At 68.2% G+C, this 26614-nt stretch carries 20 protein-coding genes and 3 pseudogenes; 10 read left to right on the top strand and 13 right to left on the bottom strand.

The features are described from left to right. Nucleotides 1-302: 302 nt before the first annotated feature. On the top strand, nt 303-992 hold the full coding sequence (locus tag AC3IYI_RS34600) for a class F sortase (RefSeq protein WP_489407379.1): 690 nt from the start codon (nt 303-305) through the stop codon (nt 990-992). A 66-nt stretch (nt 993-1058) separates the two neighbouring features. Here the strand turns inward: AC3IYI_RS34600 and AC3IYI_RS34595 are convergent, their stop codons facing one another. Together AC3IYI_RS34595 and lysX are read right to left on the bottom strand one after the other, a co-directional pair. Then, complete coding sequence (locus AC3IYI_RS34595; RefSeq protein WP_489407378.1) at nt 1059-1937, bottom strand: polysaccharide deacetylase family protein; 879 nt, start codon at nt 1935-1937, stop codon at nt 1059-1061. A gap of 121 nt (nt 1938-2058) precedes the next feature. Next, nucleotides 2059-5373, bottom strand: a complete 3315-nt coding sequence (gene lysX / locus AC3IYI_RS34590) for a bifunctional lysylphosphatidylglycerol synthetase/lysine--tRNA ligase LysX (RefSeq protein WP_489407377.1) — start codon at nt 5371-5373, stop codon at nt 2059-2061. A gap of 85 nt (nt 5374-5458) precedes the next feature. On the opposite strand from lysX, the gene AC3IYI_RS34585 reads away from it, so the two are divergent. Both AC3IYI_RS34585 and AC3IYI_RS34580 read left to right on the top strand, forming a co-directional pair. Then, nucleotides 5459-5920, top strand: coding sequence for a universal stress protein (locus AC3IYI_RS34585; RefSeq protein ID WP_489407376.1), 462 nt, complete (start codon nt 5459-5461; stop codon nt 5918-5920). A gap of 181 nt (nt 5921-6101) precedes the next feature. Continuing rightward, the gene (locus AC3IYI_RS34580; protein WP_489407375.1) at nt 6102-6827 is read left to right on the top strand and encodes a DUF4328 domain-containing protein; all 726 of its coding nucleotides are present in this window, start codon (nt 6102-6104) and stop codon (nt 6825-6827) included. A 29-nt stretch (nt 6828-6856) separates the two neighbouring features. On the opposite strand, the gene AC3IYI_RS34575 is transcribed toward AC3IYI_RS34580, so the two are convergent. Next, nucleotides 6857-8074 (bottom strand): CapA family protein, encoded by a 1218-nt coding sequence (locus AC3IYI_RS34575; RefSeq protein ID WP_489407374.1) that lies wholly within the window; start codon nt 8072-8074, stop codon nt 6857-6859. Nucleotides 8075-8368: 294 nt separating this feature from the next. Between AC3IYI_RS34575 and AC3IYI_RS34570 the strand changes: the two genes are divergently transcribed. Then, on the top strand, nt 8369-8908 hold the full coding sequence (locus AC3IYI_RS34570; protein WP_489407373.1) for a sigma-70 family RNA polymerase sigma factor: 540 nt from the start codon (nt 8369-8371) through the stop codon (nt 8906-8908). Between the two features lie 296 nt (nt 8909-9204). Next, the gene (locus AC3IYI_RS34565) at nt 9205-9669 is read left to right on the top strand and encodes a hypothetical protein (protein WP_489411782.1); all 465 of its coding nucleotides are present in this window, start codon (nt 9205-9207) and stop codon (nt 9667-9669) included. Nucleotides 9670-9698: 29 nt separating this feature from the next. On the opposite strand, the gene AC3IYI_RS34560 is transcribed toward AC3IYI_RS34565, so the two are convergent. The 6 genes from AC3IYI_RS34560 to AC3IYI_RS34535 form a co-directional block, all read right to left on the bottom strand. Beyond that, nucleotides 9699-10121, bottom strand: a complete 423-nt coding sequence (locus tag AC3IYI_RS34560) for a hypothetical protein (protein WP_489407372.1) — start codon at nt 10119-10121, stop codon at nt 9699-9701. Between the two features lie 2288 nt (nt 10122-12409). Next, complete coding sequence (locus tag AC3IYI_RS34555; protein ID WP_489407371.1) at nt 12410-14371, bottom strand: DNA-primase RepB domain-containing protein; 1962 nt, start codon at nt 14369-14371, stop codon at nt 12410-12412. Further along, a complete protein-coding gene (locus tag AC3IYI_RS34550; RefSeq protein ID WP_489411781.1) occupies nt 14355-14483 on the bottom strand; it encodes a hypothetical protein in 129 nt (42 codons plus the stop codon). The genes AC3IYI_RS34555 and AC3IYI_RS34550 overlap by 17 nt, the downstream gene beginning before the upstream one ends. Before the next feature lie 823 nt (nt 14484-15306). Further along, on the bottom strand, nt 15307-15867 hold the full coding sequence (locus AC3IYI_RS34545; protein WP_489407370.1) for a hypothetical protein: 561 nt from the start codon (nt 15865-15867) through the stop codon (nt 15307-15309). Between the two features lie 60 nt (nt 15868-15927). After that, nucleotides 15928-16776 (bottom strand): helix-turn-helix domain-containing protein, encoded by an 849-nt coding sequence (locus AC3IYI_RS34540; protein WP_489407369.1) that lies wholly within the window; start codon nt 16774-16776, stop codon nt 15928-15930. Between the two features lie 28 nt (nt 16777-16804). Further along, on the bottom strand, nt 16805-17557 hold the full coding sequence (locus AC3IYI_RS34535; RefSeq protein ID WP_489407368.1) for a DUF6879 family protein: 753 nt from the start codon (nt 17555-17557) through the stop codon (nt 16805-16807). A gap of 179 nt (nt 17558-17736) precedes the next feature. Between AC3IYI_RS34535 and AC3IYI_RS34530 the strand changes: the two genes are divergently transcribed. Together AC3IYI_RS34530 and AC3IYI_RS34525 are read left to right on the top strand one after the other, a co-directional pair. Then, on the top strand, nt 17737-17973 hold the full coding sequence (locus AC3IYI_RS34530; protein WP_489407367.1) for a hypothetical protein: 237 nt from the start codon (nt 17737-17739) through the stop codon (nt 17971-17973). A 190-nt stretch (nt 17974-18163) separates the two neighbouring features. Then, on the top strand, nt 18164-18418 hold the full coding sequence (locus tag AC3IYI_RS34525; RefSeq protein ID WP_489407366.1) for a DUF7848 domain-containing protein: 255 nt from the start codon (nt 18164-18166) through the stop codon (nt 18416-18418). Between the two features lie 787 nt (nt 18419-19205). On the opposite strand, the gene AC3IYI_RS34520 is transcribed toward AC3IYI_RS34525, so the two are convergent. After that, the gene (locus AC3IYI_RS34520; protein WP_489407365.1) at nt 19206-19412 is read right to left on the bottom strand and encodes a hypothetical protein; all 207 of its coding nucleotides are present in this window, start codon (nt 19410-19412) and stop codon (nt 19206-19208) included. Here AC3IYI_RS34520 and AC3IYI_RS34515 point away from each other — a divergent pair. After that, a pseudogene (locus tag AC3IYI_RS34515) lies at nt 19398-20297 on the top strand (tyrosine-type recombinase/integrase); the annotation flags it as partial. The gene AC3IYI_RS34520 and the pseudogene AC3IYI_RS34515 sit on opposite strands and share 15 nt — an antisense overlap. 153 nt (nt 20298-20450) lie before the next feature. Here AC3IYI_RS34515 and AC3IYI_RS34510 read toward each other — a convergent pair. The 3 genes from AC3IYI_RS34510 to AC3IYI_RS34500 form a co-directional block, all read right to left on the bottom strand. Beyond that, nucleotides 20451-21311, bottom strand: coding sequence for an Fpg/Nei family DNA glycosylase (locus AC3IYI_RS34510; protein ID WP_489407364.1), 861 nt, complete (start codon nt 21309-21311; stop codon nt 20451-20453). Between the two features lie 120 nt (nt 21312-21431). Continuing rightward, on the bottom strand, nt 21432-23495 hold the full coding sequence (locus tag AC3IYI_RS34505) for a SpoIIE family protein phosphatase (RefSeq protein WP_489407363.1): 2064 nt from the start codon (nt 23493-23495) through the stop codon (nt 21432-21434). A gap of 7 nt (nt 23496-23502) precedes the next feature. Further along, nucleotides 23503-24822, bottom strand: a complete 1320-nt coding sequence (locus AC3IYI_RS34500; protein ID WP_489407362.1) for a DUF6777 domain-containing protein — start codon at nt 24820-24822, stop codon at nt 23503-23505. A 174-nt stretch (nt 24823-24996) separates the two neighbouring features. On the opposite strand from AC3IYI_RS34500, the pseudogene AC3IYI_RS34495 reads away from it, so the two are divergent. Together AC3IYI_RS34495 and AC3IYI_RS34490 are read left to right on the top strand one after the other, a co-directional pair. Next, nucleotides 24997-25944 (top strand): annotated as a pseudogene (locus AC3IYI_RS34495) (YndJ family protein); the annotation flags it as partial. Nucleotides 25945-26070: 126 nt separating this feature from the next. Beyond that, nucleotides 26071-26595, top strand: a pseudogene (locus tag AC3IYI_RS34490) (DUF1990 domain-containing protein); the annotation flags it as partial. Nucleotides 26596-26614 lie beyond the last annotated feature (19 nt).

The raw sequence follows: 26614 nt of genomic DNA, 5'->3' as shown, positions 1-26614 counted from the left end.
ACGAGAACGCCTCCCATCACGAACCCTCGGTCCGGTCCGCAACCAGCGCATTTCCGCCTTTGGGCCGCAAGGTTGAGCGACACGCCGATGCGCGGACGCGTTCGCTGACGGATCCGCAGGTCACGACCCGTCAGGCATTTATGTGACGATTACCTGGATGGGCGCACCCCTTCCGGCCCCACCACCCGTTCGCCCTTCCCCGATCGCCGTCCCGCACGCACCGCCTTAGCGTGCGTGAAGTAGGGCGTGAAGGGGTGGGACAGGAACGCGGGTCGGGACCCCCGCGTCGGGAAGGGAGAACCATGCTCGAGGACGAGAGTGAGAGGCCACCGAGGAGGCGCTCCCCCTGGGGTGCGATCGCGCTGGTCATGCTCACCGGCCTCGCCATGATGCGCAACGGAGCCGAGGCCGGCGACGGACCCCCGCAGCCGGCCGCCGCCGCGGCGGTCAGCGCACCGGCCGGGACGGCGGTCGGGCCGGAGGCCCACCAGGCGCCCGGCGAGCCGCCCGTGCCGCCGCCGGACATGGAGGTGCTGGGCCACTCGTCGGTCCAGCGCGTCCGGATCCCGTCGATCAGCGTGGACGCACCGGTGATGACGGTCGGGCTGGACGCGCAGGGCTGGATCGACGCGCCGCCCCCGCAGGACAAGAACCTGGCCGGCTGGTACCTCAACGGCATCTCGCCGGGCCAGCGGGGTTCGGCGGTGATCGTGGGCCACGTGGACAACGCGCAGGGCCCCGCGGTCTTCTACGGACTGGGCTCGGTCCAGAAGGGCAGCCGCATCGAGGTGGCGCGCTACGACGGCCGCACGGCCGTGTTCGAGGTGTACGGCGTGGAGGTCTTCTCCAAGAACACCTTCCCCGGATCCCGGGTCTACGGGGACACCGGACACCCGGAGCTCCGGGTGATCACCTGCGGCGGCGGCTACTCGAAGGGCCGCGGCTACGACGGCAACGTCGTCGTGTTCGCGCGGATGGTGGAGGCCCGCTGACCGGCCCGCGCGGCGGCGGACGACGACGCCGCCGCGCGGGATACGGCCCCCTGCGGGGTACGGCCCTCAGCGCGGCGGCAGCTCCGGCAGCGTCATCCTGAATCCCCGCCCGAGCAGGTGCGGCAGGTAGCTCGCCAGCGCCTGCACGCTCTGCGAGCGGTTGCCGCCCGCGTCGTGGTTCAGCACGATCACCCCGGGTGCGGCCTGCTTGAGGACCCTCGACACGATCGTCGCGGTGCCCGGTTCCTTCCAGTCCAGGGTGTCCACGGTCCAGGCGAGCGGTTCCATGCCGAGCTCCGCGCCGATCTCGAAGGCGGCCCGGTTCCAGGCCCCGTAGGGCGCCCGGAACCACTGCGGAGCCGTACCGACGGCCTGCTGGACGACCTCGCTCGTGCGGCCGATCTCGGAGGCCAGGGCCGGCCGGCTCAGCTTGGGGATCAGGGGGTGGGTCCAGGTGTGGTTGCCGATGACGTGTCCCTCGGCCACCATCCTGCGCAGCAGGTCCTGGTTGTCCACCGCCATCTCCCCGCAGACGAAGAACATGGCCCGGACGCCGTGGCGCGCGAGGGTGTCCAGGATGGCCGGGGTGTAGCGGGGGTCGGGGCCGTCGTCGAAGGTGAGGGTCATGGCGCTCGCCGTGCTCGCGTGGGCGGGCAGTTCCAGGATCGGCCGGGTCCGTACGGCGGGCTTCGCCGCGGGCACGCGTTCCGGGGCCCCTTCGGAGGTCATCGGCTCGAGCCGGTACGGGGATCCGCGCGGGAACTGCGGCCGTGCGCCGGGGGCTCCGGTGAGGGGTCCGGGCCCTGCGGCTCCGCCGGGTACCGCCCCTGGTCCGGCGCCTGCCGCGGGGGTCCCCGCGCCCGATGTCGGCAGATCGGTTTCGCCGCCCGCCAGCAGACCTGCGGCGGCGGCGACTGAGAGGAAGACGGCGGAACGCAGGAGCATGCGTCGCCCTACTGTCGGCTCGTCATTTTTCATTACTACTACGTATCAACGACATCGTCGCAGATGTCGAGAGGCGCGGACACGCCCCCGCGCGCTCACCCGCCCGGAGTAGTCCCGCCGATCAGCCGCGCCGCACCAGCGGGAACGGCAGCGTCTCCCGGATCGTCAGACCCGTGAGGAACATGACGAGGCGGTCGACGCCGATGCCCAGCCCGCCGGTCGGCGGCATCGCGTACTCCAGCGCGTCCAGGAAGTCGTTGTCGAGCTCCATCGCCTCCGGATCCCCGCCCGCCGCCAGCAGCGACTGCGCGGTCAGCCGGCGCCGCTGCTCGACGGGGTCGGTCAGCTCCGAGTAGGCGGTGCCCAGTTCGGTGCCGAAGGCCACCAGATCCCAGCGCTCCGCGAGCCTGGGGTCCTTGCGGTGCTGCCGGGTGAGCGGGGAGACGTCGGTCGGGAAGTCCTTGTAGAAGGTGGGCAGCTTGGTCCGCTCCTCCACCAGCCGCTCGTACATCTCCAGGACCACGTCGCCCCGCGTGTCGTCGGGCGCGTGCGGCACGGCCGCCCGGTCGCAATGCCTTCTCAGGACAGCCTCCTCGGTGTCGGCGTCGACCTCCTCGCCCAGTGCCTCGCTGATCGCCCCGTACATCGTCTTGACCGGCCAGGGCCCGGAGATGTCGTGGACGACGAGCTTCCCGTCCGGTCCGGCCTTGTGCGCGATCGGCGAGCCGAAGGCGGCGGTGGCGGCGCCCTGGATCAGCTCGCGGGTCAGGTCGAGCATCACGTCGTAGTCGGCGAACGCCTGGTAGGCCTCCAGCATCGTGAACTCGGGGTTGTGCTTGTAGGAGACGCCCTCGTTGCGGAAGGTGCGGCCCATCTCGAAGACCTTCTCCATGCCGCCCACGCACAGCCGCTTCAGGTACAGCTCGGGCGCGATGCGCAGGTACAGGTCGAGGTCGTAGGCGTTGATGTGGGTGCGGAACGGCCGGGCGTTGGCCCCGCCGTGGATCTGCTGGAGCATCGGGGTCTCGACCTCCAGGTAGCCCCGGTCCAGCAGCCCCTGCCGCAGGGCCTGGACGGCGCTGGAGCGGGCCCGTACGACGTCGCGCGCGTCGGGGCTGGCGACCAGGTCGAGGTAGCGCTGGCGGACCTTGGCCTCCGGGTCGGCGAGGCCCTTGCGCTTGTCGGGCAGCGGGCGCAGGCACTTGCCGGTGAGCTGCCAGGAGCCGACGACCACGGACAGTTCGCCGGCCTTGCTGGCGCCGACCTCGCCGCTCGCGACGACGTGGTCGCCGAAGTCCACCTGGGAGGTGAAGGTGTCGAGCACGCTGGCGCCCGCCTCGTCCCGGGTGAACATCAGCTGGATGTCGCCCGACCAGTCCCGCAGGACCGCGAACACCACGCCGCCGAGGTCGCGTACGACCATCACGCGTCCGGCGACGGTGACCGGCGAGCCGGTGCGGGTGCCGGACGGGTAACCGGGGTGCGCGGCCTTGAGCTCGGCGACGGTGTGGGTGCGCTGCGGGATGCCCACGGGGTACGGGTCGGTGCCGGCGGCCCGGATCCGCTCCAGCTTGTCGTGCCGCACCCGGACCTGTTCGGGCTGCCGCTCGGCCCGCGCGGCCTCACCGTCCTGCTCCCCTACGGATTCCAGCCCGAGGGATTCGATGGGCGGCAAGCCCGCCGTGGTGGCGGGGGCGGTGAGCCCGCGCGGGTGGCCGTTGCCCCAGAGGGTGCGCATGCTGGGCACGGAGACGAACCCCTCGGCGATGCCGGAGGCGAGGCTGACCCGGGCGAGCGAGCCGGCGTCCTGGAAGCAGAGGAACCGCGGGTACCACTCGGGGCCGTACTTGACGTTCGAGCGGTACAGCGCCTCCAGCTGCCACCAGCGGGAGAAGAAGAGCAGCAGCTTGCGCCACACCTTCAGGACGGGACCGGCGCCGATGCGGCCGCCCTCTTCGAAGGCGGAGCGGAAGACGGCGAAGTTGAGGGAGATGCGGCGCACGCCCAGGCCCGGGGCGGCCGCGCAGAGCTCGGCGACCATGAACTCCATGACCCCGTTGGGGGCGGCCCGGTCGCGGCGCATCAGGTCGAGGGAGATGCCGTCCTTGCCCCAGGGCACGAAGGAGAGCAGGGCGATCAGCTCACCCTTGTCGTCGAAGGCCTCCACCAGCAGGCAGTCCCCGTCGGCGGAGTCCCCGAGCCGGTCGAGGGCCATGGAGAAGCCGCGTTCGGTCTCCGTGTCGCGCCACTTGTCGGCCCGGTCCACGATCATCTGCATCTCGTCCTCGGAGAGGGCGGAGTGGCGGCGGATGACGGTGCTCGCTCCGGTGCGCTTGACGCGGTTGACGGCCTGGCGGGTGACGCGCATGTCGCGGCCGTCGAGGTCGAAGTGGGCGACGTGCAGGATGGCCTCGTCGCCGAGCTGCAGGGCGCCGAGCCCGGAGCGGGCGTACGCGGTCGCCCCGTCCTCGGAGGCGCCCATGACGGCGGGCTGCCAGCCGTAGCGACGGGCGACGGCGAGCCAGGCGTCGATGGCGGGGGTCCACGCGGCCGGGTCGCCGACGGGGTCGCCGCTGCCGAGGCAGACGCCGGCCTCGACCCGGTAGGTGACGGCGGCCTTGCCGTTCGGGGCGAACACGACGGCCTTGTCGCGCCGGGTGGCGAAGTAGCCCAGGGAGTCGCCCCGTCCGTAGGCGCCCAGCAGCGCCCGGATGCGGGGCTCCTCGTCCCCGTGCAGGGCGGCGGTCAGCCGCTGGGAGCGGAAGAGGGTGGCGGCGGCGTTCAGCAGGGCGAGGGCGCCGAAGAGGCCGAGCAGGAAGTAGAGGGGTCTGGCGGGGTGGCCGTCGAACTGCCGGGCCGAGAACAGCCCGCCGAAGACCTGCTTGGCGGACCAGTCCAGCCACTGCCCCTTGGGCAGGGTTCCCGGGAACAGCGCGACCAGGCCCCAGCCGAGGAAGACGGCCGCGAGGAGACCGAGGCCGAGCACGAGCATGGCCCGCCACAGGGCCCCCGGCCGGGAGGCGGCGTTGAACTCCTTGCGCGCGGCGATCAGGATCGCGAGGGCGGCGACCGCGAGGGCCATGGAGGAGAAACCCACCGCGTAGTCCTCGGCGGCGATGGTCAGCACGTCGACCAGGACCAGGAGGGCCAAATAGGTGACGACGATCCACCAGGCGACCTTCTTGCGCATGCCGAGTGCCGCGGCGAGGAGGAAGAGGAAGACGGCGTAGGCGAGGTTGGCGCTGACCGGTACGACGATGGCGTCGAGGAAGCGCACGATGGGCCGCAGCAGGCGGCGCAGCGTCGGGGAGAGGGCCAGCAGGGCGCAGAAGAGCCCGAGCGTTCCGAAGAACGCTCCGAAGGCGTCGGGCACCCGGTTCAGGAAGCGGCTGCGGCTGCCGCGCGTCCCGCGCGTCTCCTCCACGGTGGCACTCATGGTTCGCACTGTAAGGAGGGCCGCGCCCCTTCGCGCGGTGAGCCGACCCGGCCCGATCCGAAAGAGACGGCCTAACCTCGGAAGGGTGACGGAGCACGTGGGTACGGGATTCGAGCGCGGTACGGACGGTCCGAAGGTGATCCTCGCCGGGGTGGACGGGTCGCAGTCCTCGCTCCGCGCGGCCGCCTACGCGGCGGGCTTGGCGCGGCGGCAGAACGCGCTGTTGGCGCTGGTGTACGTCCAGCCGGTGATGCCGGCCGGGGCCTCGCTGGGGGCTCCCGTGTCGGAGGCCACCGAGGAGATCGCGCAGGAGCTGGTGGCCGAGATCCGGGAGTCCGCGGAGCGGCTGAAGGGCGTCTACGACGTCCGCTGGCAGTTCCACACCTTCCGCGGGGACGCGTACGCCGGGCTGGTGAGCGCGGCGGAGGAGCTGATGGCGGACGCGGTGGTGGTCGGGGCCTCCGAGCAGGCCGGACACCGGATCGTGGGCTCGGTGGCGATCCGTCTGGTGAAGGCGGGGCGCTGGCCGGTGACCGTGGTTCCCTAACCTCTGCGAGCAGTAGGGTCCACCAGGTCACAACCCCCGGGGCACCGATTTACCCACGCAACCGAACGCCGTAGACGGCGGGCTCGGGCATGACGTATGTTCAGGCGGCTCCGGGCCGCCCGTCCGCCCGTCCGCCGTTTGCTTGTCACACGTCACACAGTTCCCGTGGGGGTACTTCGTCATGTCCTCGAGCACGCCCGCTCCGTCACCGTCCCCGTATCCGTACCCGCCGTCCCAGCCCGCCCAACTCCTGCGCTCCCCGGACGCGATGGCGAAGGCCGCGACCGTGCTGCTGATCGTGGGAGCGGTGGCCCATCTCCTCTCGACCGGCTTCAACCTGCACAAATGGCAGGTTCAGAAGCAGCTGATCGCCGATCCCGCGGGCCTCGACTACGACAACCTCGGCTCGATCGACGGCCTCGACGCTCTGGTCGGCTTCCTCCAGAGCTCCACGACGCTGGGCACGGTCGTGGTCTTCATCATCTGGTTCCACCGGGTGCGCTGCAACGCCGAGGTGTTCCGCCCCGACGGCTTCAGTCAGAGCGCCGGCTGGGCGATCGGCGGGTGGTTCGTCCCGATCGCGAACCTCTTCCTCCCGTACCGGACGGCGCGGGAGACCTGGGACGCCAGCACGCAGCACGCCCCTGACGGGTCCTACCGCCAGGTCTCGGGCGCCCCGGTCGTGGCCTGGTGGCTCACGTTCATCGCCGGCTGGATCATCAGCAAGGTCGCCTCATGGAAGTACGCGAAGACGGTGACGCACGAAGGGCTCCGCGACGCCTCCCTCCTCGGCGCCGTCGGAGACCTGACCACCGTCGTGGCCGCCGTGCTCGCCGTCCTCTTCGTGCGCAGACTGACCGTGATGCAGGGCCTCAAAGCCGCCCAGGGACCGAACGCCGCGGTCTGAGGCGTTCCCGGGCCGAGGTACTCCCGGCCCTACTTCGCCATCGTCAGCCCGTCCTTGGCCGCGCCGCGGCCGAGGACGGCCTCGGTGATCTCGTCGCGGGCGTTCTCGTAGTCCTCGCGGCCGGGCGACTGGGCGAGCGCGGCCGGGAGGTTGACGACCCGGCCCGCTGCGAGGTCCATCATCTGGGGGACGAACTCGGCCTTGGTGACCTGCCAGCGCTGCCCGGGAGCGGCCGGCGGGGCGAAGGTGAAGCGGCCGATGGAACCGTAGTTGCCGCGCATGTCGCGGGCGCCGCTGTAGTTGAACATCTCGCCCGCGACCTGGTCGCCCATGCCGTAGACGATCCAGGTGCCGTTGACCTTCTCGTACGCCTGCGGGATGTGGGCGTGCGTGCCGAGGATCATGTCCACGTCGGGACGGCCGGCGGTCTGCGAGGCGGTCAGCGCCTTGCCTAGCGCGAGCTGCTTCTCGTCCGGTTCGGTCTGCCATTCCGTGCCCCAGTGGAGGCTGACGAGGACGACGTCGGCGCCCGCCTTCCGGGCCGCCCGGGAGTCCGCGATGATCTTCTCCTGCTCCATCAGGTTCACCGCCCAGGGCTGGCCCTCGGGCATCGGGTAGCCGTTGGTGTCGTAGGTGTACGCGAGGTGCGCGACCTTCGCGGAGCCCGCCGCGTACATCGTCACTGTGCCCGCCTCGGCCGCCGTGCGGGCCGAGCCCGCGTGCTTCAGACCGACCTTGTCGAACCGGTCGAGGGTGCGCTTCAGACCGGCGCCGCCGCCGTCGAGGGTGTGGTTCGAGGCCGTGGAACAGCCGTCGTACCCGGCGTCCTTGAGGCCGTCGGCGACCTGGAGCGGGGACTGGAAGGCGGGGTAGCCGGTGAACGGGCCGCCGTCCGGCCCGTAGATGGTCTCCATGTGGCAGAGGGCCAGGTCGGCGGCCGAGACGATCGGCTTGACGGCGGAGAACATCGGCCGGAAGTCGTGGCCGTCGCCGTCCGCGTCGGAGGCCGCCTGCCGGATGACCGACCCGTGGGGCAGTACGTCGCCGCTCGCGACGAGGGTGAAGCCCTTCTTCGAGCCGGTGGCGGGGGACGTCGTCGATCCGGCAGCACCCGGGGGCGCTTGAGCGGAGGACGGGGCACCGGCGAGGCGGGCCGGTGCGGGGTCCCCGCCGGCCGAGCAGCCGGCTACGGCCGACAGCACCACGGCGGTCAGGAGTGCGAGGGCGTGGCGGGTGCGCGCGGTCATCTGTCCCGGCTCTCCTTGACTGGATCTACTTGTATGACTATCTGATCTTCCGTCAATCCATAGAAAGAGACGCCTGAAGTCAAGGAACGGCTCCGTCGCCCGGCCGCACACTCACCCCAATGGCCGTTCGGCGCGCCGTTCGACCGTTCACCGCCCCGCGCGCCCGCCCACCGGATGACCCGGGTGCTTGGGCGCACCGTCCGGGCGGGACGGTTCCGGGCGGGCCCGGTGCAGGTCAGGGTGGATCCGTCGACCTCGACCACCCCCGCACCGACCCCCCGGAAGGAGCCTCCCGTGCCCCTTGCCCCCACCCTGCGACACACCGATCCCGAGGCGCTGGCCGAACTCCAGCACGAACACGGACGGGCCCTGTTCGGTTTCCTGCTGGGCCTCACGGCCGGGGACGCGCAGCGCGCGGAAGACCTCGTACAGGAGACCCTCCTGCGCCTGTGGCAGCATCCGGAGGTTCTGGGGAGCGACTACGAGTCCCTGCGGCCCTGGCTGTTCACGGTGGCCCGGCGGCTCGCCATCGACGCCCGCCGGGCACGCCTGTCCAGGCCCCTGGAGGTGACCCCGGAGGGGCTCGACCAGGCACCGGCGCCGGGTGACGCGGTGGCGGGCTCGGTGACCGCCATCGACGTACGGCGGGCGGTGGGATCACTGGGGCCGGAGCACCGGGACGTCCTGGTGCAGGTCTACTTCCAGGACCGCTCGGTGGCCGAGGCCGCGGCCGAGCTCGGCATTCCGGCGGGGACGGTCAAGTCCCGCACGTACTACGCTCTGCGCGCCCTGCGAAAGGGCCTCCAGGGCTACGGGTACGGGCTCGGCGCCTGAAGTCGGGGGCCGGCCGGGTGCCGGTGCCGGGGGTCGGTGTCGGGTGTCGGTGTCGGGTGTCGGTGTCGGGTGTCGGACAAACGCGTCAAAGAATGGCTTGAACACCCGCGAAGCGGACACGAACCGCATCGAAACCGGCAAAGGACCGTTCAAGTTGAGTAAACATCCCCCGCTTCGCGAGCTTCGCAAGGAAGGCTCGGCGCTGACGGCGGGAAGACTCGACGCGTGCGGGAGAAGGTGGAACGGTGCGGCCCGAGGGTACGAACGGCACCAGTGACGGTGGGCTCGCGGTGCCCATGGCATGGCTCTACGCGGAGTACATCGCCGACGAACTGCTGCGCACGGGCCGGTTGATCCCGGTCAGCACCCTGGAGTTCCGCGCCGGACGCGACACGCTCGCGCTGACCATCTACCTCTCGGACGCCGCCGGCGAACTCTCCGGGATCAGGGTCGTCTCGCAGCTCGACGAGTGGATGTCGCTGACGGCGTACGGGCATCCCTGGCGCGACTGGGTCCACACCCGGTTCCTCGCGCTGGGCGAGGAGGCCCGCGAGCACGGCCGGGGCGAGGACCCCGACCTGGAGCTGGCCCGGGTGGCCTGGCGCTGGCTGGACCACACGGAGCTGTTCGCCACCAACCTCGACCCGGGACGCCACGGCCACGCCGACACCCCGCCGGGCCTGGACGAGAACGCCCGGGTCTGGACCCCGGCCTGGCAACTCGGGCTCCCGCTCGGGCACTTGGCGATGCATCTGTTCTGAGCGCACGTACGCCGCCGCGGCCCGTCCCGCTACTCCGGCCGGCGCGGCCCCGGCGGCCCCGGCGGCCCCGGCGGCTCCGTCGGGTCGGCGACCAGGCCGGTGAAGTCGGCCTCGTTGCGCTCGGCCCGGACCACGTACGCCCGGGCGACCCACCACAGCACCGGGTAGACCAGGACCCCGAGCACGATCCAGACCAGCGGGCCCGACGCGACCCGCGGGAGCAGGAACAGCAGGGGCAGCAGGCCCACCAGGAGGGCGAGCGCGGCCAGGGCGCCGAGTCCGGCGCGGAGCTGGCTGCGCATGAGGGCCCGTACGTAAGTGGCGCCGAGGGTGGTCTGCTCGGAGATCTCGGAGCGGGCCGGCGTGTGCGCGGGGGCCCTGCGGCGGCTGTCGCGCGGGACCCCGGTGACGACCTCCCGCCGGGGCGGCTGCGGCTGCTGCTCCTCGGCCATGGGCCGGAGTCTAACCGGAGCCGGGCCGCCCGGAACCCTCCCGGGAAGGGCCCGGACGGGACCCCGGAAGGGACCGGGGCCTACTTCAGCAGCTTCGACAGCCGCCGGTCGGCGAGCGGCTTCCCCCCGGTCTGGCACGTGGCGCAGTACTGCCACGCGCAGAGGAGTGACCTGCGGGTTCTCATCAGAACACGTTCTGACCTGGGTGTTCTTGTTCACTGGTCATAACCAGAGATCACCGGGTTTCTCGGGGTGATGTGACTCGCATGTGACCTGTCAGCGCGTTGTCCTGACGTGGTTGTGAGCGCTGGTTCGGTAGGTCGCTCAGGGTCAGTCGGGCTCTCAGTCGTTCTCACGCAAGATTCCTTCACGAACTCTGACTCAGAACACACTCAACTCCACATAGACCAGAAGGCGTTGGGTGATACGTGGGTTGAGTGAGGTTCGAGGGTGTCGGTTCGGGTGTGTCAGTGCACCGATCGCAGACGTAGTGGTCACTCGTATAGGTGTCTCAGGCTCAGTCATTGCTGCATCATCATGATTCGTTTCATTGATCAAGAATTTTCTCGTTTAAAAAATCTCTCGACCAAATCAAGGTTGAAACTCGGCCCACTAGGGACCCCTAACAAGCCATGGGATTTTGAGGTGATTCCGTTTTGAGGTACCAAGCTGGCGCTAGGCGGTGGCAGCTCTCTCAAAGAATAAATCCCACCACATATCGCCATAACCAAAGGAGAAATATGCCCATGAAGAGAAACCGCCCCTCGCCCGAGGGGTCCTGTGAAGGAATTGAGTTCAACAGGGCTGGGCTCCCTGTGGACTACTTCGAGGCAAGGGAGAATTACGGACCACTCAGGCGCTGCCCCAGATGTCGCCGGTCAAAGCCTGAGCCCTTATTCACTCCGTTCGCCTGGAGGAATAGAGGACAGTACTGCAAGAAATGCAGAATCGAGGATTCGCAGGACCGGAGAGACGAGATCAAGCCCTCATAAACCGGCGAATGCTGCTATAATTGAGGGGCAAGGTATCCTTCACCTCCCGGGTTGATTCCTCCGCATAACAGGAAAGCAGTAGGCTTGACGAGTCCCGGCTTAGGTCACTTACTGCTTCCCTCTCCTTGAACAACAAAGCCGCCAGCTCACTAATGGAGCTAGGCGGCTTTCTTCATGTCCAGAGCGGGCTAGTCCCGATCCTCGCTCTTACGCTGCCAGGCGTTAATCTGAGCGGCATCAGCGCCCTTGTGGCGCGTATGCACCCGAGCGGCTGCCTTTCTCTGGGATTCCTCAGCGGCGGCCTCCCGAAAGTGACCATCATTCCATAACCTCAGAAGCTCCTCATTTTCTCCAGCCGATCGCAGGCTGCGAAGGTACTCTAACGAGTACTGCGGTACGTCATCCCTATTTGGATCGTGATATTTGTTGGTCATCAAAAGATTCCTTTCTGTTAGTATTCTTTCCGCTGAACCTCACCCGTGGCCGGGCGATAGGTGACACTCTTCGTACCCTTGTTTTTGGTCTTAATCGTTTCTCCTTCAGGCAGTACACAGTCAGTGCCCGTCCGGATCTTGGCCCCGTCCCAGCTTCCCCGGTCGCGTGGCGCGTGGAAATGATTATCGCAGTGTGTAATTTCGGCCCGGTCCATGTCTGCCTGTGAGAGAGCATCCGGGCTCTCAGCTTTGGGGAGTAAGGACGAGAGGTTCTTCCAACCGTCGTTCGCCATGCTCCCGTCCCGTCTCACAGGAACCAGGCCGGACGCTGCGACCTCAAATACGTCCGTGCCGGTCACAGCAGCCCATGTGGCAGCCCAGCGAGGCACCCTGTGCGCCTCATCACCTCCTATCGCGCCGAGATAAGAGCTGTACGAGCCATCTGAGGTGTCGAAGCGATTCAGGAACTGCCACGTCGTGGCGTGAGGGCCGTCGATCACGACGTTCCCATCCCACGTCACTTTCGTTTCGCCAACTGGCGCCCCGGGCACTGACAGCCGCTCCGGCCCCCGCTCACCCCAAGGCCACTTGAATCCGTCTGGCAACGCCACGGGAATAGGGGACTCTAGTTCACTGTCGGTCATTTTTTCTTCCTCATGCTCTCTTCGAAGGCTCGATGGATGTCATCGCAGTCGAGCCGGTCGAAGTGCTCCTGCTTCTCCGCATAATTGGCGAACACCTTCCTGCAATCTAGGCAGAAGATACAGCCTTCGTCGCAGATAACCGGCATGTGGGTTCCGTCTGCGTTGGTACATTCCTTCATTTCTCATCGTGTCCATAACCGCCCTCGTGGTTGTGTGGTCTATGTGGATAGGTAGTACCTGTGGGCTCGCCCCTGAGACTCTGTCTCGCGGCGGACCTGCCCTCTTGCTTCGAGTAGGTTGAGCGTTTGCTCCCGGGCAGCTTTCCCCCCAGTACCCATGACCTCAACAATTGCGCGCTTTGAGCATCCTGGGTTGGAGCGGACGAAGTCCAGCGCGGCTTTCTCCCACGTCTCATCCCGGGATATCACGTGAGCCGGCTGTCCTAGCTGGGCAACCCTTTCGAACCGAAATACGGGCTGATCGGGGTCGGTCGAGTCGAGTACGAAACGGGCTACGACTCCCCTATCGTCGGCGTGCCGTTGGATCTGTCCGTTCCTGTCCTTCCCGGCCAACTTGAGTTCAAGAATCCCGCAGAGGCCAATACCGAAAGGCCGGATGTTCCGGGCCAGATATGCGGCTCCCGTTAGGTTTGCCCGCTTGGCCTGGCTTCCGATAGCGTACGACCCTCGCGATTCCGCCGATTTTGTGACGTGGTCAATCAGGAGCACAGAGCTGCCTGAACGCTCGAAAGGCAGGACAAGTTCTTGATTCCACAGAGTTACTTCCCCCTCGTCACGGCCCGAAAGACCGAACTGTGAAAGAGCTGTGGTGACTCCGTCGATGATCACCAGATCGAAATTCTGAGAGGTGAGGCGAGACAGCGCACCGGAGCTAGGACGGCCATCCGGTGTGACGTAGGCAAACCTCTCGATTAGCGCGGAGTGTGGAACCCGGAACGTCTCGGCCAGTCGCTCCCGGATCACGCTGACAACGTCGGACTCGTAATCGACGTACAGAACCCGCTTCCCCGCGCTCAGGGCCTGCGCAACGGCTGCCTGAGCGGCAAGAGACTTGCCCCAGCCAGACTCCCCCGCGATCGAGTGAGAGCGGCCAGGGTAGAGCAGGGAGATAGTCCCGCCCTCACAGTTCATCAGGGTGGGCATGAGAGGCGCGTAGGTGCCCGCAAGGATGTCTTGGACCGGGACGGCAGCCCAGGAGTCACTAGGGGCCCCGTGGGGCCTGTGTGCGGCTTCTGATGACACCCCTGTCGGGACGTGCTTGGCCATGATGCGAGTGACATCTCGCTCTAGGCGCTCGACAGTGCCGTAGTGATCAAACAGCGGGCTCTGGCAGATCCATCCAATCACCGATGCCGGATCAGCACCGTGGTCCGCTAGGGCCACTGTGACGCCGTAGGCAGCCTCGGATCTCTTCCCCGTCGGCACACCCTCGCAGAGGTGTGTCCGCACCCATCCCGGAACGTCGGCGGGCAGTTCGTCGAGAGTGGGTAACGAGCCGTCCCAGGCTGCTGATTCACCCTGTGGTGCCGGAAGCATCCATGAGCCGGCGTTCGGCTCTGGCAACCGGGTCAGAAGCCAATCGGGGTCATAGACCGCGTCGGCATCTAGGTAGACGATCGAGGGACGGTGCCCGTCGGCAGCAGGCTTGCTGTTCACGCCTAAAGGCAGCCGCAGCAACTGTCCCGCGTCGAAGCCCGAACGATCGGCAGACAACGCTTCCGCAGCGGCGGCGTTCAAGCGCTGCAACTTCTCAATGTCAGTCTCTAACTGGCTCAATAGCCAGTACACGTGAAACTTACCGGGGCTGGACTCGATAACTAAGGACGGCAGCACCGTCCCCCTGTGTAGCAGGCATTCGAGTGTCATCGGCTCATCCAGGTCTGCCCAGACACAGAACGCCCCTAGGACGTTCTCCCTACGACGGTTCTGGCCTGCCCCAAAGAGTGCCGGGCAGAAATACACATCCTCACCGGAGGGTGCATCAAAGCTGAACGACCCCTCATATTGCGGACCGATCTCAACCCACACCGTCGGGGTGTATGGCTTACCGAATACCAGCGCCCCATGGGCGGCCAGTTCGTCGGGTCTCCACACCAGGTTCAGGAACGTGTCGGTTGCGGCGTTGCCCGTCAGTTGCAGCAGTTCAGGACGCTTCGACATCTAGTCGCCCCGCTCTTCCGACGCGCGCTAAGTACTCGCGCACCGCTGCCCTGACAACCGATGAGATCGGTCGATCTTCAGCGGCTGCAATTTCCGCTAGATCCTTGATCATTTTCTCCTCCAATGAGTAACTGACCGGCTTCTTCATACCCTTTTCCATTCGACTCTAATTTCATGAATGATAACTTACGTGGGACTCTATTAATGGTACCATATAAATTACCACATTCCCCTCCCTGATAAACTACCGCCGGAAAGTAGGAATGAAACCGCGATGCGGTTTCTATGCATGGGTACACGGCCTCGCCCCCGCTTATTACATAAGCGGGGGACGGTAGGACGGTTATGTACGGCGGGGTGTCCCGGACGACCGTCCCGGGGGTGCCCTGGGGGGTGGGACGGTCAGGACACCCCATCTGGAGGGGTGTCCCGGTCAGGCGTCCCGGACCGTCCTCGCGGCAGTCTGCGGAGCGCAAGAAGCCCCGGCCGCGTCGAGCGAGGTTCCGGGGTGCATCCATGGCGTGTGGGACTCAGAGCCGATCAAGGTTCTGCGGGTGCATCCTGGTGGGCCACATGTCATGAAGCTGTTTGACTGACATTACCCACCACGCAACTCACCCAAACCGGGTGATCGCGTTATAAACACACAGCTATCACCAGACTCCGGAGCGCGACCGCCGGCTTCGTCAGACTCCGCTGCCTATCGGCTGAGCCGGGTCAAGAAGTCACTCACGAATTTTTCGACCTCTGCGAGACTCTTGGTCTCCTCCACACCCAGCCGGTCGATGTGCCTGACTCCGGCGTTTTCGAGGAGGCGCGTCCGACTTCGGTCAGCGGAAGCTCGATTCCTGTGATGCGGTCCATCGATCTCGATGACACCCGCGTACCCGCGATACGTGATCAAAAGATCCGGTTGGAGGGTGACGCCACGGACTCTACATGCCACCGAGGGGCATGATCCCGATGGTCTCGTTGTCCGGGAGCTCCGCCTGTCGCTTCTTGAGGACCCGGTACACGTCGTGCTCCCACTCGTTCGTGAAGTGGAGCTTGTCTTCAACCGGATGGCGCGGCTCCAAACGCGGCGACCGAGCCTGATTCGTTGGCTTCGGGCCGTTGGCCACCTGGACCTGATTCCGCCAGTCGGCACCAAGCCGGGGAACCTGTGGACGGACGTTGAGGACATCAATCTGCTTGCCAGCCGGCTCCAGAACGGCGCGCATGATCTCAGCGATCGCCTCCAACTCCGACTCGCCATAGGCGGGGTAGTCACGAGCAGCCACCACCAGGACGATCTTGTAGCCCTCGGCGCCCCACTCCGTGTTCCACAGCCGGATCTCCAGGGACAACACGCCTGCGAGCAACTGGGCCCTGTCGGTGTCTCCTTGATGCTGAGCGACTACGGCAGCGGTGCCGAGCAGCCACTCCCCGGCGACAGGAATGTTCTGTGGGGCATCAAGACTCAGCGTCAGGTCAGGGGAGAGCAACTCTTCACTCATAACAGCAGATTGTCTCACCCACCGCTGACAGCGGGAGAGTGATCCTTCGTGTGGAGCGAGCTACTTTCTAGCGCTCAGACGGACCCGGGTGATGATCCTCTGGGCTTCCGCGCCGAACACGGCTGCGGAGTGGAACGTCTCCCAGACCCTGCGGTAGAGGGCGATCGTCTCCGCATCGTCCAGCCACAGTTCCGCATGCCAGTCGTCGGCAATGACGAGATGGTCATCGAAGATCCAGAAGGGGTTGCCTGGTGGAAGCCTCAGAACGGCTTCGTGCGGGACGATCCCCAGCTCCACGGTGTCCATCCCCACGACCCCCAGCAGACGGTCTAGCTGGGCAGCATGGACTGGGGGAGGGCATAGCTGCGCCCGCAATGCACCCTCCCACATGACCAGGCGCAGGCGCTTGCCCGACTGGTAGAGCCACTCCTGCCGCTTCATCCGGACCCTCACAGCCTCGTCTGCGTCCCGGGGAGAGTTCTGGAGAGCGGCGTACTGCTCGAAGATGCAGCGGGCGTAGTCGGCGGTTTGGAGCATCCCGTTGACGGCGTTGTTTTCCCAGACGTGCATGGTGCTGGCGTTGGAGACCACTGCGTTCCATGTCTCCTGCACCGGGCGGTGTCCCCCGGCAAGCTGACGCCGCCATGACCGGATGTGGCTCTCGAAACCCCTCAGGCGCCCGTGCAGCTCCTCGTAGGCGTCCGGCTGGCCCGTAGCCTCGGCCCACTGCCGGAGATCGTCAGGCGTCGCCGTCTGGCGCCCGTTCTCTAGCTTGGAGATCTTGCTCTGCCCCCAGCCGAGCCGTTCGGCCAGAGCAGTACCGGCGATCTTCCCGTGTGGGCTTGACTCGCGCATCTCGCGCAGGCGCAGCCCGAGGGCCTCGCGGGCCTTCTGATAATCCGTGCTCACCGGTACCTGCTCTGTCTAGCCGTTCCGCCTACTCGCCCGCAGTCAGCCCTGCCGCGAACCTCTCGTACGAGACCGCGTGATGCCATGCCGCGTCCCTTGCCCGCGTCCAGCGGATGACCTCCGCGGGTTCGGTGATCATCTCAACGTCAACGAGGTTGTCCGACTGGTCGAAGCGCAGCACGGCAACGAGCCGGCTGTCGAACAACCAGGCATCCTCCGATGGGAGTTGCAGTCGGTCGGCGTCCTCGCGGCTGAGGTTGCGAATGTCCTCGCCCAGAGTGCTGTTCCGCTTCGCGTTATCCATCAGGTAGAGCTGGCCAACCGTCGGCGGGTTGTCCACGATGCGCACCCGTTCGACCCGCTTGCCCTGCGCCGTCTGCGGTGCGATCAGATCGCAGTACGGGTCTTCGGGGTCCCACTGTGCCGCTCCGGCCTCGATGAACTGCCGGTACGTCTGGGTGGCTTCATCGCTGGCATACCTACTTCGGGTCTCCAGTCGCCACGCGGTGTGCTTGAACGTTCGGAACAGGTTCTCGAACTCGTCCAGGTCGATGATCCTGGCCTCTCGCGTGGCGTCCCTGGGCGCCCAGTCCACCAATAGTTCGCGCGGAACGACGATGGCGACCTCCCCCTCGGACATGTGCTGAAGCTGGGCCACGTCGTCGGGATCTGCCAGCGGGGGCCCATGGACGATCACCTCCCGGCTGTCCACGTCCTCGTGAACCGAAGGGCATCCGGTGCCACCGCTGCCCGTGCCGTTGAACCGCAACCTGCGTGCCATTCGAGATCACCTCTCGCAGAGGAAGGCCGTCCCGGTAAGGGTGTCGGCCGCCGCAGCCGAATGTCGAGGCATGGCGGGACCACGCATGAGAATAATCGAGAATAATCTCAAAGCGACCCAACTCCGCTTCCCTAGCGTTCCGTTCATCACCACGACGACGGGCGACGGCGGAGGTCGGCATGGCTGTGACCACAACCAAGAAGCAGAACGGGACTTGGAGCGGCTTGTGGCAGCAGAGCCCGCAGCGCGACCCGTTCCCTAGGCCCGACGCTGAGCCGGCCCCCGGCTGCGACGAGTGCGGCCGTTTGGTCAAGCTGCGTAGGGCTGCCCGCAAGGAGCACGACGGCAGCACCGTCGTGGATACGAACATCCGCTTGCGGCTCCACTCCGAGGGCCACGGAGCGCAGGGATCGTGACGGTGCCCGTGTCGGAGTTGGAGCCGGTTCCGGTGACCGGATGCGGCGTCTGCGAAGCGCTCGGAAGGGAACGTGCGGATGCACGGCGTGCGGGCGACCGCGTGGAAGTAGCGAAGATCAACGCCGAAGTCAGAAATCACCCCCACGGCCGAAGCAAGTCCGGCAGTCGTAGGCGACGCGAGGAGCGACCGTGTCCGTCCGATCAGTCATGACCTTCGTCAAGCACGTGATCAAGCGGCACCCGGATGCGGAGACGACCGCCACGGCTCGTTGCGTCCATCCCGAGTGCGGCTGGGAGGCAGCCCCAACCAGCAGCGCGAACGAGTGCGCCGACTGGGCCATGGAGCACACCGGCCGCACCAGGCACGGGATCTTCGTTCGCACGTTCTCGGAAGTGGCCGTAGTCGTCCGCGCAGACACGGCCGGGCAGGAAGCATCCAACTAGGTTTCCGCCCTCTCTCTGTGATCGCGGCGGCGCGAGGCAGCCAGAGAGGCGGAGGGACACCTCCCTCGGCCGGGATGCGTTCGAGTCGCCCCGGCTGGGGGACACCAGCCCCGGTTAGCACTCACCTCTGGTGCTAACCGGGGTCTCTGCATGCGCTGACTCAGAACCCCGCCCGAGAACGAGCCCAGAGGGGCGCTCACGGCGCACTGAGCAGGTCCAGGCCCCACGGGAGTCGCGGCGGGTGCCCCCAGGGCCCCTGGCAGCCATCCCTGGGCCATAGGTACGAAGCTCTCCGTCCTGGGCTCCGCGAGCCACGCTCAGGATATAAACCCGCAGGTCACCGCCGATTCGACCTGAAACCCTTACCACCTCTCGCTCGCTTGATACCTCAAATTAAATATCGCGTCTCAAATCAGCTATTTCGAGTTTCCGAGCGGCGGCGAAACCTGACCATCGGTGAATGATCGAAACGACGCCTGCGAACCCGGTTTCAGAGGAGAGCAGAAGGCGTAATGTTCAAGTATGGAGTTCATTACGCACCACTGGAGATCACCGCATGGGGAACGACACACTTTGGACACCGGACCAGCTAGCCGTGTACCTGGGAATTTCGGTCCGTTCGCTTTATAATTGGAAGTACAAGGGATTAGGGCCCAAGACCGTAAAGGTCGGCTCACGTCTCAGATACCGCTGGGGGGGACATAGAGGCTTGGTTAGACGCCGCCTCTGCGAGCGATAAGGCAAGAACATGAGCAAGGCCCAGGTATACGACCGGTGGCACCTTTCCTCACAGGCTGCAAAAACCGACATCACCCCGTGTGACCACTCCACAAAAACCCGAATCCTTTACCCGGCAGCCAGCCACGGGGCTGGAAAACAATGGCAGGTGCGCTACCGCGACCATGATGGCCGCCAGCGCAAAGAACACTTCGACAGGAAGATCGACGCGCAGAAGCGTGCGGCGGCGATACAGGCCGACATGGACCGGGGGCACTACATCGATCCCCAGGCCGGGAGGGAGACTCTGGAGTCTGTCACCGAGCGATGGTTGGAAGCGGCACTGCACAAGGCTTCCACAGCAGAGAACGCGAACAGGGCGTTCCGTATCCACATCAACCCCCTGTTGGGGCATCGGCCGGTAGCGAGCCTCAAACGGTCCGACATACAGACATGGGTGCGGGACCGTTCCAAGGTGCTGTCCCCCAATACGCTCAAGAACACATTCGGCTACCTGAGGGCAGCGCTTCAAAGCGCCGTGCTGGACGGGATTATCGGCAAGGACCCGTGCCAAGGTGTGAAGCTTCCGTTCGTACGGCGGGATGAGGTACATCCGCTGCGCCCAGAGGTCGTCTCAGCGCTTGTAAATGGAGCTCCGGAGCGCTATCGGGTGTCCTTGCTCATCGCGGCTGCCACGGGTTTGCGGCAGGGTGAGTTGTGGGGTTTGGAGCTTGACTCTGTGGACTTCACGAAGGGGGAGATCCGGGTGCGGCAGCAACTTGTCACCTCGGATCGGGGCGAGTCTTACATCAGCACGCCGAAGAGTCACCACTCCATCCGGACAGTGCCGGTAGCTCCTCTCGTACTGCGGGCGATCGAAGCCCACTTGGAGCGGTTCCCCTTGTCGCCTGTGATGATCAAAGATCGAACGGACCCGCGTAAGACGATCGAGCGCAAGGCGAACCTCATCTTCCTGAACGGCGACAATCGTCCGATCCGTCGGGGTCAGTGGTCCCACCTCTGGAAGGCGACCCTGACACGAGCGAACGCGTGGCTGACCGAGTCAGGGGCCGAGTTCGAGGTTCCTGAAGCTGCCACCATGCACGATCTCCGGCACTTCTACGCGTCGCTTCTGATCAAGCACGGGGAGTCGATCAAGGTAGTGCAACGAGCGCTGGGCCACGCCAAACCGTCGATCACTCTCGACGTGTACGTGCACCTGTGGGACGCGGCCGAAGACACCACCCGAGACGCTGTGACCCGAGGTCTGGCGCTCATGGAAAGTGCCCCCGTTGTGACCTCGGAGCCCAAGCAGCTACTTGAGAAGGCGGGAAAGACGCCTGTCAGCAAGGATGTTCCCCCCGGTCTGGCACGTGGCGCAGTACTGGAGCGAGGAGTCGGCGAAGGAGACCGAGCGGACGGTGTCCCCGCACACCGGGCAGGGCTCGCCCGCGCGGCCGTGGACCCGCATCCCGCTCTTCTTCTCGGCCTTGAGCCGTCCGGCGGCCACCCCGTGCGCCCGCTCGACGGCCGTGCACAGGGTCTCCTCGACGGCCGCGTACAGCTGGTCCACCTGGGCCTCGTCGAAGGAGGCGGCCAGTTTGAAGGGCGAGACCTTGGCGTGGTGGAGGATTTCGTCGCTGTAGGCGTTGCCGATGCCCGCGATGACGCTCTGGTCGCGCAACACGCCCTTGATCTGCCGCCGTTCCCCGGCGAGCAGCGCGCCGAAGGCCTCCCGGTCGAAACCTTCGCCGAGCGGGTCCGGGCCCAGCCGGGCGATGCCGGGGACCTCCTGCGGATCGCGGACCACGTACACGGCGAGCCGCTTCTGGGTCCCGGCCTCGGTGAGGTCGAACCCGCCGCCGCCCTCCAGGACGAGGCGCAGGGCGAGCGGCCCCTTGCCGGGGCGCGGCGGCCGGTCCGGAACGGTGTCGATCCAGCGCAGCCAGCCGGCGCGGGCGAGGTGGGTGACGAGGTGCAGGTCGCCGATCCGCAGGGCGAGGAACTTGCCGTACCGGGCCGTGGCCCCGGCCCGCTGCCCTTCGAGCGCGGTCAGGGGCGGGTCGTAGGTCTTGAGCACGCTCACGGCGAGCGGGAGGACGCGCTCGACCACCCTCCCGGCGAGGTGCTCGTCGAGGAACTCCCTCAGGGCCTCGACTTCGGGCAGCTCGGGCATGCCCCCAGCCTGCCGTGGCCGCGGGGGGAGCGCGACCCGGGGACGGCCGGGGACGGGGGCCAGAGGACCCGGTTCGATCCGGTCCGGGTGTGGCTGCCAGGTCCCGGCGGTTCCCAGGGGTCACGGCATCGTGAACTCGCACCATACGCACTTGCCGCTCCCCCGCGATTCCACGCCCCAGACGTCCGCCAGCCGGTCCACCAGCATCAGCCCGCGACCCGAGACCCCGGAGTCGCCCGCCTCCCTGCGCCGGGGCAGGGCGCTGGATCGGTCCTCGACCTCCACGCGGAGTCTGCGTTCGGGGCCGGCCAGGACGCGCAGGGTCACGATCGCCGGGCCGTCGGTGTGCATGAGGGCGTTGACGATGAGCTCGTCGGCGATCAGCTCGATCTCGTCCGCCCGGTCCCGGGCTCCCCACGCCCGCACCGCCGCGCCGATCATGTGGCGGGCCAATACGAGGGCTTCCGGATCGCCGGGGGCCACGTGCTGCTGGAGCCGGCCGCCGGCCTGCTGGACCTCCTCGGCGTGGCGGCGGAGCAGCAGCAGTGCCATGTCGTCGTCGCCGCCCCGGTCGTCCACGACCTCGCACAGCCGGTCCGCGAGCTTGGCCAGGTCGGCCGGTCCGGTGCGGACGAGGGAGGCGAGGAGCCGGACGCCGTCGTCGAGGTCGGCTCCGGGCTGTTCCACCAGGCCGTCCGTGCACAGCAGAAGCGTTTCCCCGGGCCCCAGTTCGACCGTGGTCACCGGATACTCCAGCAGCCCGAACTCCGCCGACAGCCCCAGCGGCATCCCGCCCTCCAGGGCGAGGCGTTCGCAGCCACCGTCGTGGGTGCGCAGCAAGGGGTCGATGTGGCCGGCCCGGACCAGTTGCAGCACGCCGGTCGAGAGGTCGGCCTCGGCGTACGTGCAGGTGGCGAAGCGGTCGGTGTCCAGCTCGTGCAGGAAGACGGAGGCCCGGGCCATGACGGTGGCGGGCGAGTGCCCTTCGGCGGCGTAGGCGCGCAGCACGATCCGCAGCTGGCCCATGACCGCCGCCGCGTGCGTGTCGTGGCCCTGGACGTCGCCGATGACCGCGCCGACCCGGCCGCCGGGCAGCGGGATGACGTCGTACCAGTCGCCGCCGATGTCCTGGCCCATCTTGGCCGAGCGGTACCGTACGGCGATCTCGGCGCCCGGCACCGAGGGGATCCGGCGCGGCAGCATCGCCTGCTGGAGTCCCTCCGCCAGATCGTGTTCCTGCTCCAGCAGCATCGCCCGCTGGAGGCTCTGCGCGATGCTGCTGCCGAGCGCGACGAGCAGGTTCCGCTCCTCCTGGGTGAAGCCGTCCTTGTCCCGGTAGAGCAGGCCGATCGCGCCGATCGGGCGGGCCTGGGCGATCAGCGGCAGGTAGGCGGCCGCCGAGATGTGCATGGACGAGATCTTCGCCCAGAGCCCGGGGTAGCCGGCGGCGAACTCCGCCGCGGAGTCCAGGAAGCGCGGCTGGAGCGAGCGCACCACCTCGCTCATCGGGTACTGCTCGTCGATGCGGGTGTAGCGGGTGCCGGGGACGAAGCTGCCCGCGGGGCCCTCGGCGACGAGGTGGATCCGGCCGGCTTCGACCAGTCCCATCACCATGCCCATGGATCCGAGGCGTTCCAGGCCGTGGGCGTCGCCGAGCGCGTCGATGACGTCCTGGACGGTGCGGGCGTGCGCGAGCGCGGCGGTGGTGCTCTCGACCACGGACGTCTGGCGGCGCCGCTCCTCGTCCAGGCCGAGGCGTTCCGCCGAATGACTGAGCTCCTCGGTGGCGTCGCGGACGATGCCGATGATCCGGTACGGGCGGCCGTCCGGGCCGCGCATGACCCGTCCCTGGGTGTGCGTCCAGCGCAAGGCGCCGTCGTGGCAGCGGATGCGGAAGTAGGCGCCGTAGCTGTCGACCCCGCTCTTGAGGGCCGAGGAGACCAGTGCGTCGAGCCGGGCGCCCTCGGCGGGCGGGACGCGCGGCGCGAGGGACCCGGGCCGGCCGTCGTATTCCTCGGGGGTGGTGTCGAAGACGTCGAGGGCGGCCGAGTCCATGTGCATGAGACCGGTGACCAGGTCCCAGTCGAAACTGCCCATGCGGTTCAGCGAGAGCGATCGGTCCGGATGTGCGGGCCAGTCCTCCGGCAGCGATACGGCGGTCGGCACCGGTCCACCATGACACACGGGCCGGTCAGGCGCTCTCCAGGTACTGGCCGTCGTACGGGGCCGAGGGCTGCTGCTCGGGGACGGAGTAGGGGTCGGCGTACGGGTCGGAATAGGGGTCCGCGTAGGGGTCCGCGTACGGATCGGCGTACGGATCGCTCGGCTGCGGCGACGCCCCCTCGGGGCCCACCAGGGTCCCCGGGTCGCCCGGGGTCTGACCGGGCAGGTCGGAGGGGAGGTCGGTGGGTACGTCCGAGGGCTGGTCGGTGGCGGGCGGCGGGGCCGTCGGCGGGCCTGAGGGGATGCCGGACGAGGGCTGGTCGGGGGTCACCGGCGTGTTCGGGGTGTTCGGGGTGTTCGGGGTGTTCGGGGCCGTCTGCGGAGAGCTCGGCGGGCAGTCGGCCGCGTTCGGGGCGGGGCTGCGGCCTGGGCTCGGCGGGCCGGTGGGCGGCTCGGTGCGGGCGAGGCTGTTGCTCTCCGGGGTCCGGCACGGGTCGGCCGGCGCGGTGTCGGGCGAGGTCGCGGGCCCGGCGGGGATCCCGTCGGCCGGGTCGTAGGGGGGCGGCGTCTGCGGGGTGCGGTCCTGGGCTCCGTCGTCGCCGGCCGTGCGCTCGATCCAGGTGTTGTCGGCGATGTTGACGATGACCAGGTTGTTGATCACCTGCATGGTCGGCTCGATGACCACGACCTGGGTGGGCTGGTAGCCGCTCCAGGGCTCCCCCTTGAGCACCGGCGCGCCGGGGGCGGCGCGCGGCGCGAGCAGCGGGTTTCCGCAGGCGCAGCGGACGCGGGGCATTCCGTGGTCGTCCACGAGGACAGCGGTGCCGGCCTGGAGGACGGACTGCAAGGCGTTGGCGTTGCCGCCGACGAAGCCGTGGTTGGTCACCCGGGTGTCGGCGCGCAGCACGACCGGGGTGAGTCCGCGCAGGAAGTCGGGGATCTGCTCCTGCTCCACCCGGGAGACCTCGGCGAAGGCGCGGGCCTTGGCGTCGTCGGCGGTCAGGGACTGGACCTGTGCCTCCACGTCGCAGCTGCCGAGCCGCTGGGTTCCGCCGTACAGGCCGGGGGTGGCCGCGTTGACGGTACGGATGCCCTGGCCGGTCGCGTTGGGCAGCGGGGGCTGGACGGGGGCCGATTCGCCGGTGGCGGAGGAGGAGGTGAAGGGGTCCGGGCCTGCCGAGGCCACGGGCTGGAGGTGGACGTCCTGGCTTTCGGCGGCGGGGCCCTTGGTCCGCCCCTCTTCGCCGGAGGCCCCGCAGGCCGCGGCGAGGAGTCCGAGGACGGTGAAGAGGGCCGCTCGGGCCGGTGCGTGACGACGCGGCGCCTGACGAGGTGTCGGTGCGTACACGTTGCATCTCCCTTTTCGCCCCGGTTGCTCCCTCTTGTCTGCCGCATGTCCGAGGTGGCCGCAACCGGAGATCACGCACTCGACCCTCTCTTGAACATGTTCAAGAGAGGGTCTAGGCTCACGATCGTGAGTTGAACGCGTTCAATGCGTTCGTTCCTGGGAGGGGGATCCGCGGTGACCGTTCTGGTGAATCTGATCGTCGCCCTGGGCATGCTCTACGTCGTCCCCGCCGGCCTGCGCCTGATCGATCCGGTCCGGTTCGGCCGGACGGCCCGGCTGTGGCCGCTGTTCGCGGCCCCCGGAGCAGTCTGCCTGTGGCTGCCCCGGGGAGCCCCGGCCACGGCCCTCGCCGTTCTCTACGCGACGGCCACGCTGACCCTCGCGGTACGGGCCGTGGTCCCGGCCGCACGGGCCGTGGTCCCGGCCGCACGGGCCATGGTCCCGGCCGCACGGGCCATGGTCCCGGCCGCACGGGCCATGGTCCCGGCCGCACGGGCCTTGGTTCCGTCGGCGCGGAAGCCGCCCCGTGCGGGCGCGCCCGGGCGGGCCCTCGGACCCGCCGAGGTGGCCGTGCTCACCGCACTCGTGGCGCCCTCGGTCGCCGGGACCGCCCTGGTCGCCGAACGCGCCGGATACCGGCTCTTCGGCTTCGGCCTCGACATCCTGGCCCTGACCGTGCCGCACTTCCACTTCGCCGGTTTCGCCGCGGCCCTGGTCGCCGGGCTGGTGTGCCGGACCTCCGCCGCCGGAGCCCTCGCGCGCTGGGCGGCGTACAGCGTGCCGGCCGGGACGGCGCTCGTGCTGCTCGGCTACTTCATCGACGACTGGGCCGAGCTGGTGGGCGCGGTGACGCTGACCGGCGGCATGTGGGCGGTGGCCCTGCTGACCTGGCGGGACGTCCGCCCCGGGGCCGCCGTGCGCGACCGGCTCACCGGCGCGCTGCTCGCGAGCTCGGCGGCCGTTCTGGTGGCCACCATGCTGCTCGCCCTGTGGTGGGCGCTCGGCGAGGCCACCGGGATCGCGCATCCCACCCTGACCTGGATGGCCGCGACCCACGGCCTCGGCAACGCCCTCGGCTTCGGCCTCTGCTCGCTGCTGGCCTGGCGCCGGCTGACCGCCCGCCCACCCGGGCCGCCCGCGGGGGCCTCCCCGCCCGCACCGCTCGCCCCGCCCACACCGGCAACGCCGCCCGCACCGGCCGCCCCCGCCCGCACCTGCCGCCCTGCCCGACCGAACGGAGATCCCGGCATGACCCGCCTCATCGGCGAAGGCCGCAGCACCTTCAACTACCCCGACCGGGGCGCGACCGCCCGGCGCCCGCTGCCCGCCGGGTACAACTTCACCCACCACCGCACCCGGATCGGGTCCGGGCAGGCCGCCTTCGACGCCGCCGGGGCCGCCGTCACCACCTTCCGCGCGCACCGCGCCTCGGGCATGCGCGTCACGGCCGGAGCCTTCCCCGTCCGGCCCGGCGACCGGGTCGTGGTCGGGATCGGGATCGGCCCGGCGCGGATCGACGCCCCGTGCGAGGTCATCTGGACCGCGTACGAGCCCCGGCGGACCGGTTTCGCGTACGGGACGCTCACCGGGCACCCCGAGTCCGGCGAGGAATCCTTCGTGGTGGACATGGAGCCGGACGGCTCGGTGTGGTTCGAGGTGACCGCCTTCAGCCGCCCGGGAAGCTGGTACACCCGCCTCGCGGGCCCGGTCGTCCCCTTCCTCCAGCAGGCCTACGCCCGCCACCTCGGGCGGTACGTGCGGCGGCTCGCCGCGGGCGCCCGGCCCGCCCCTG

It is taken from the genome of Streptomyces sp. GL_148 (assembly GCF_057834205.1).
This window is presented reverse-complemented; position numbering and strand designations above follow the sequence as displayed.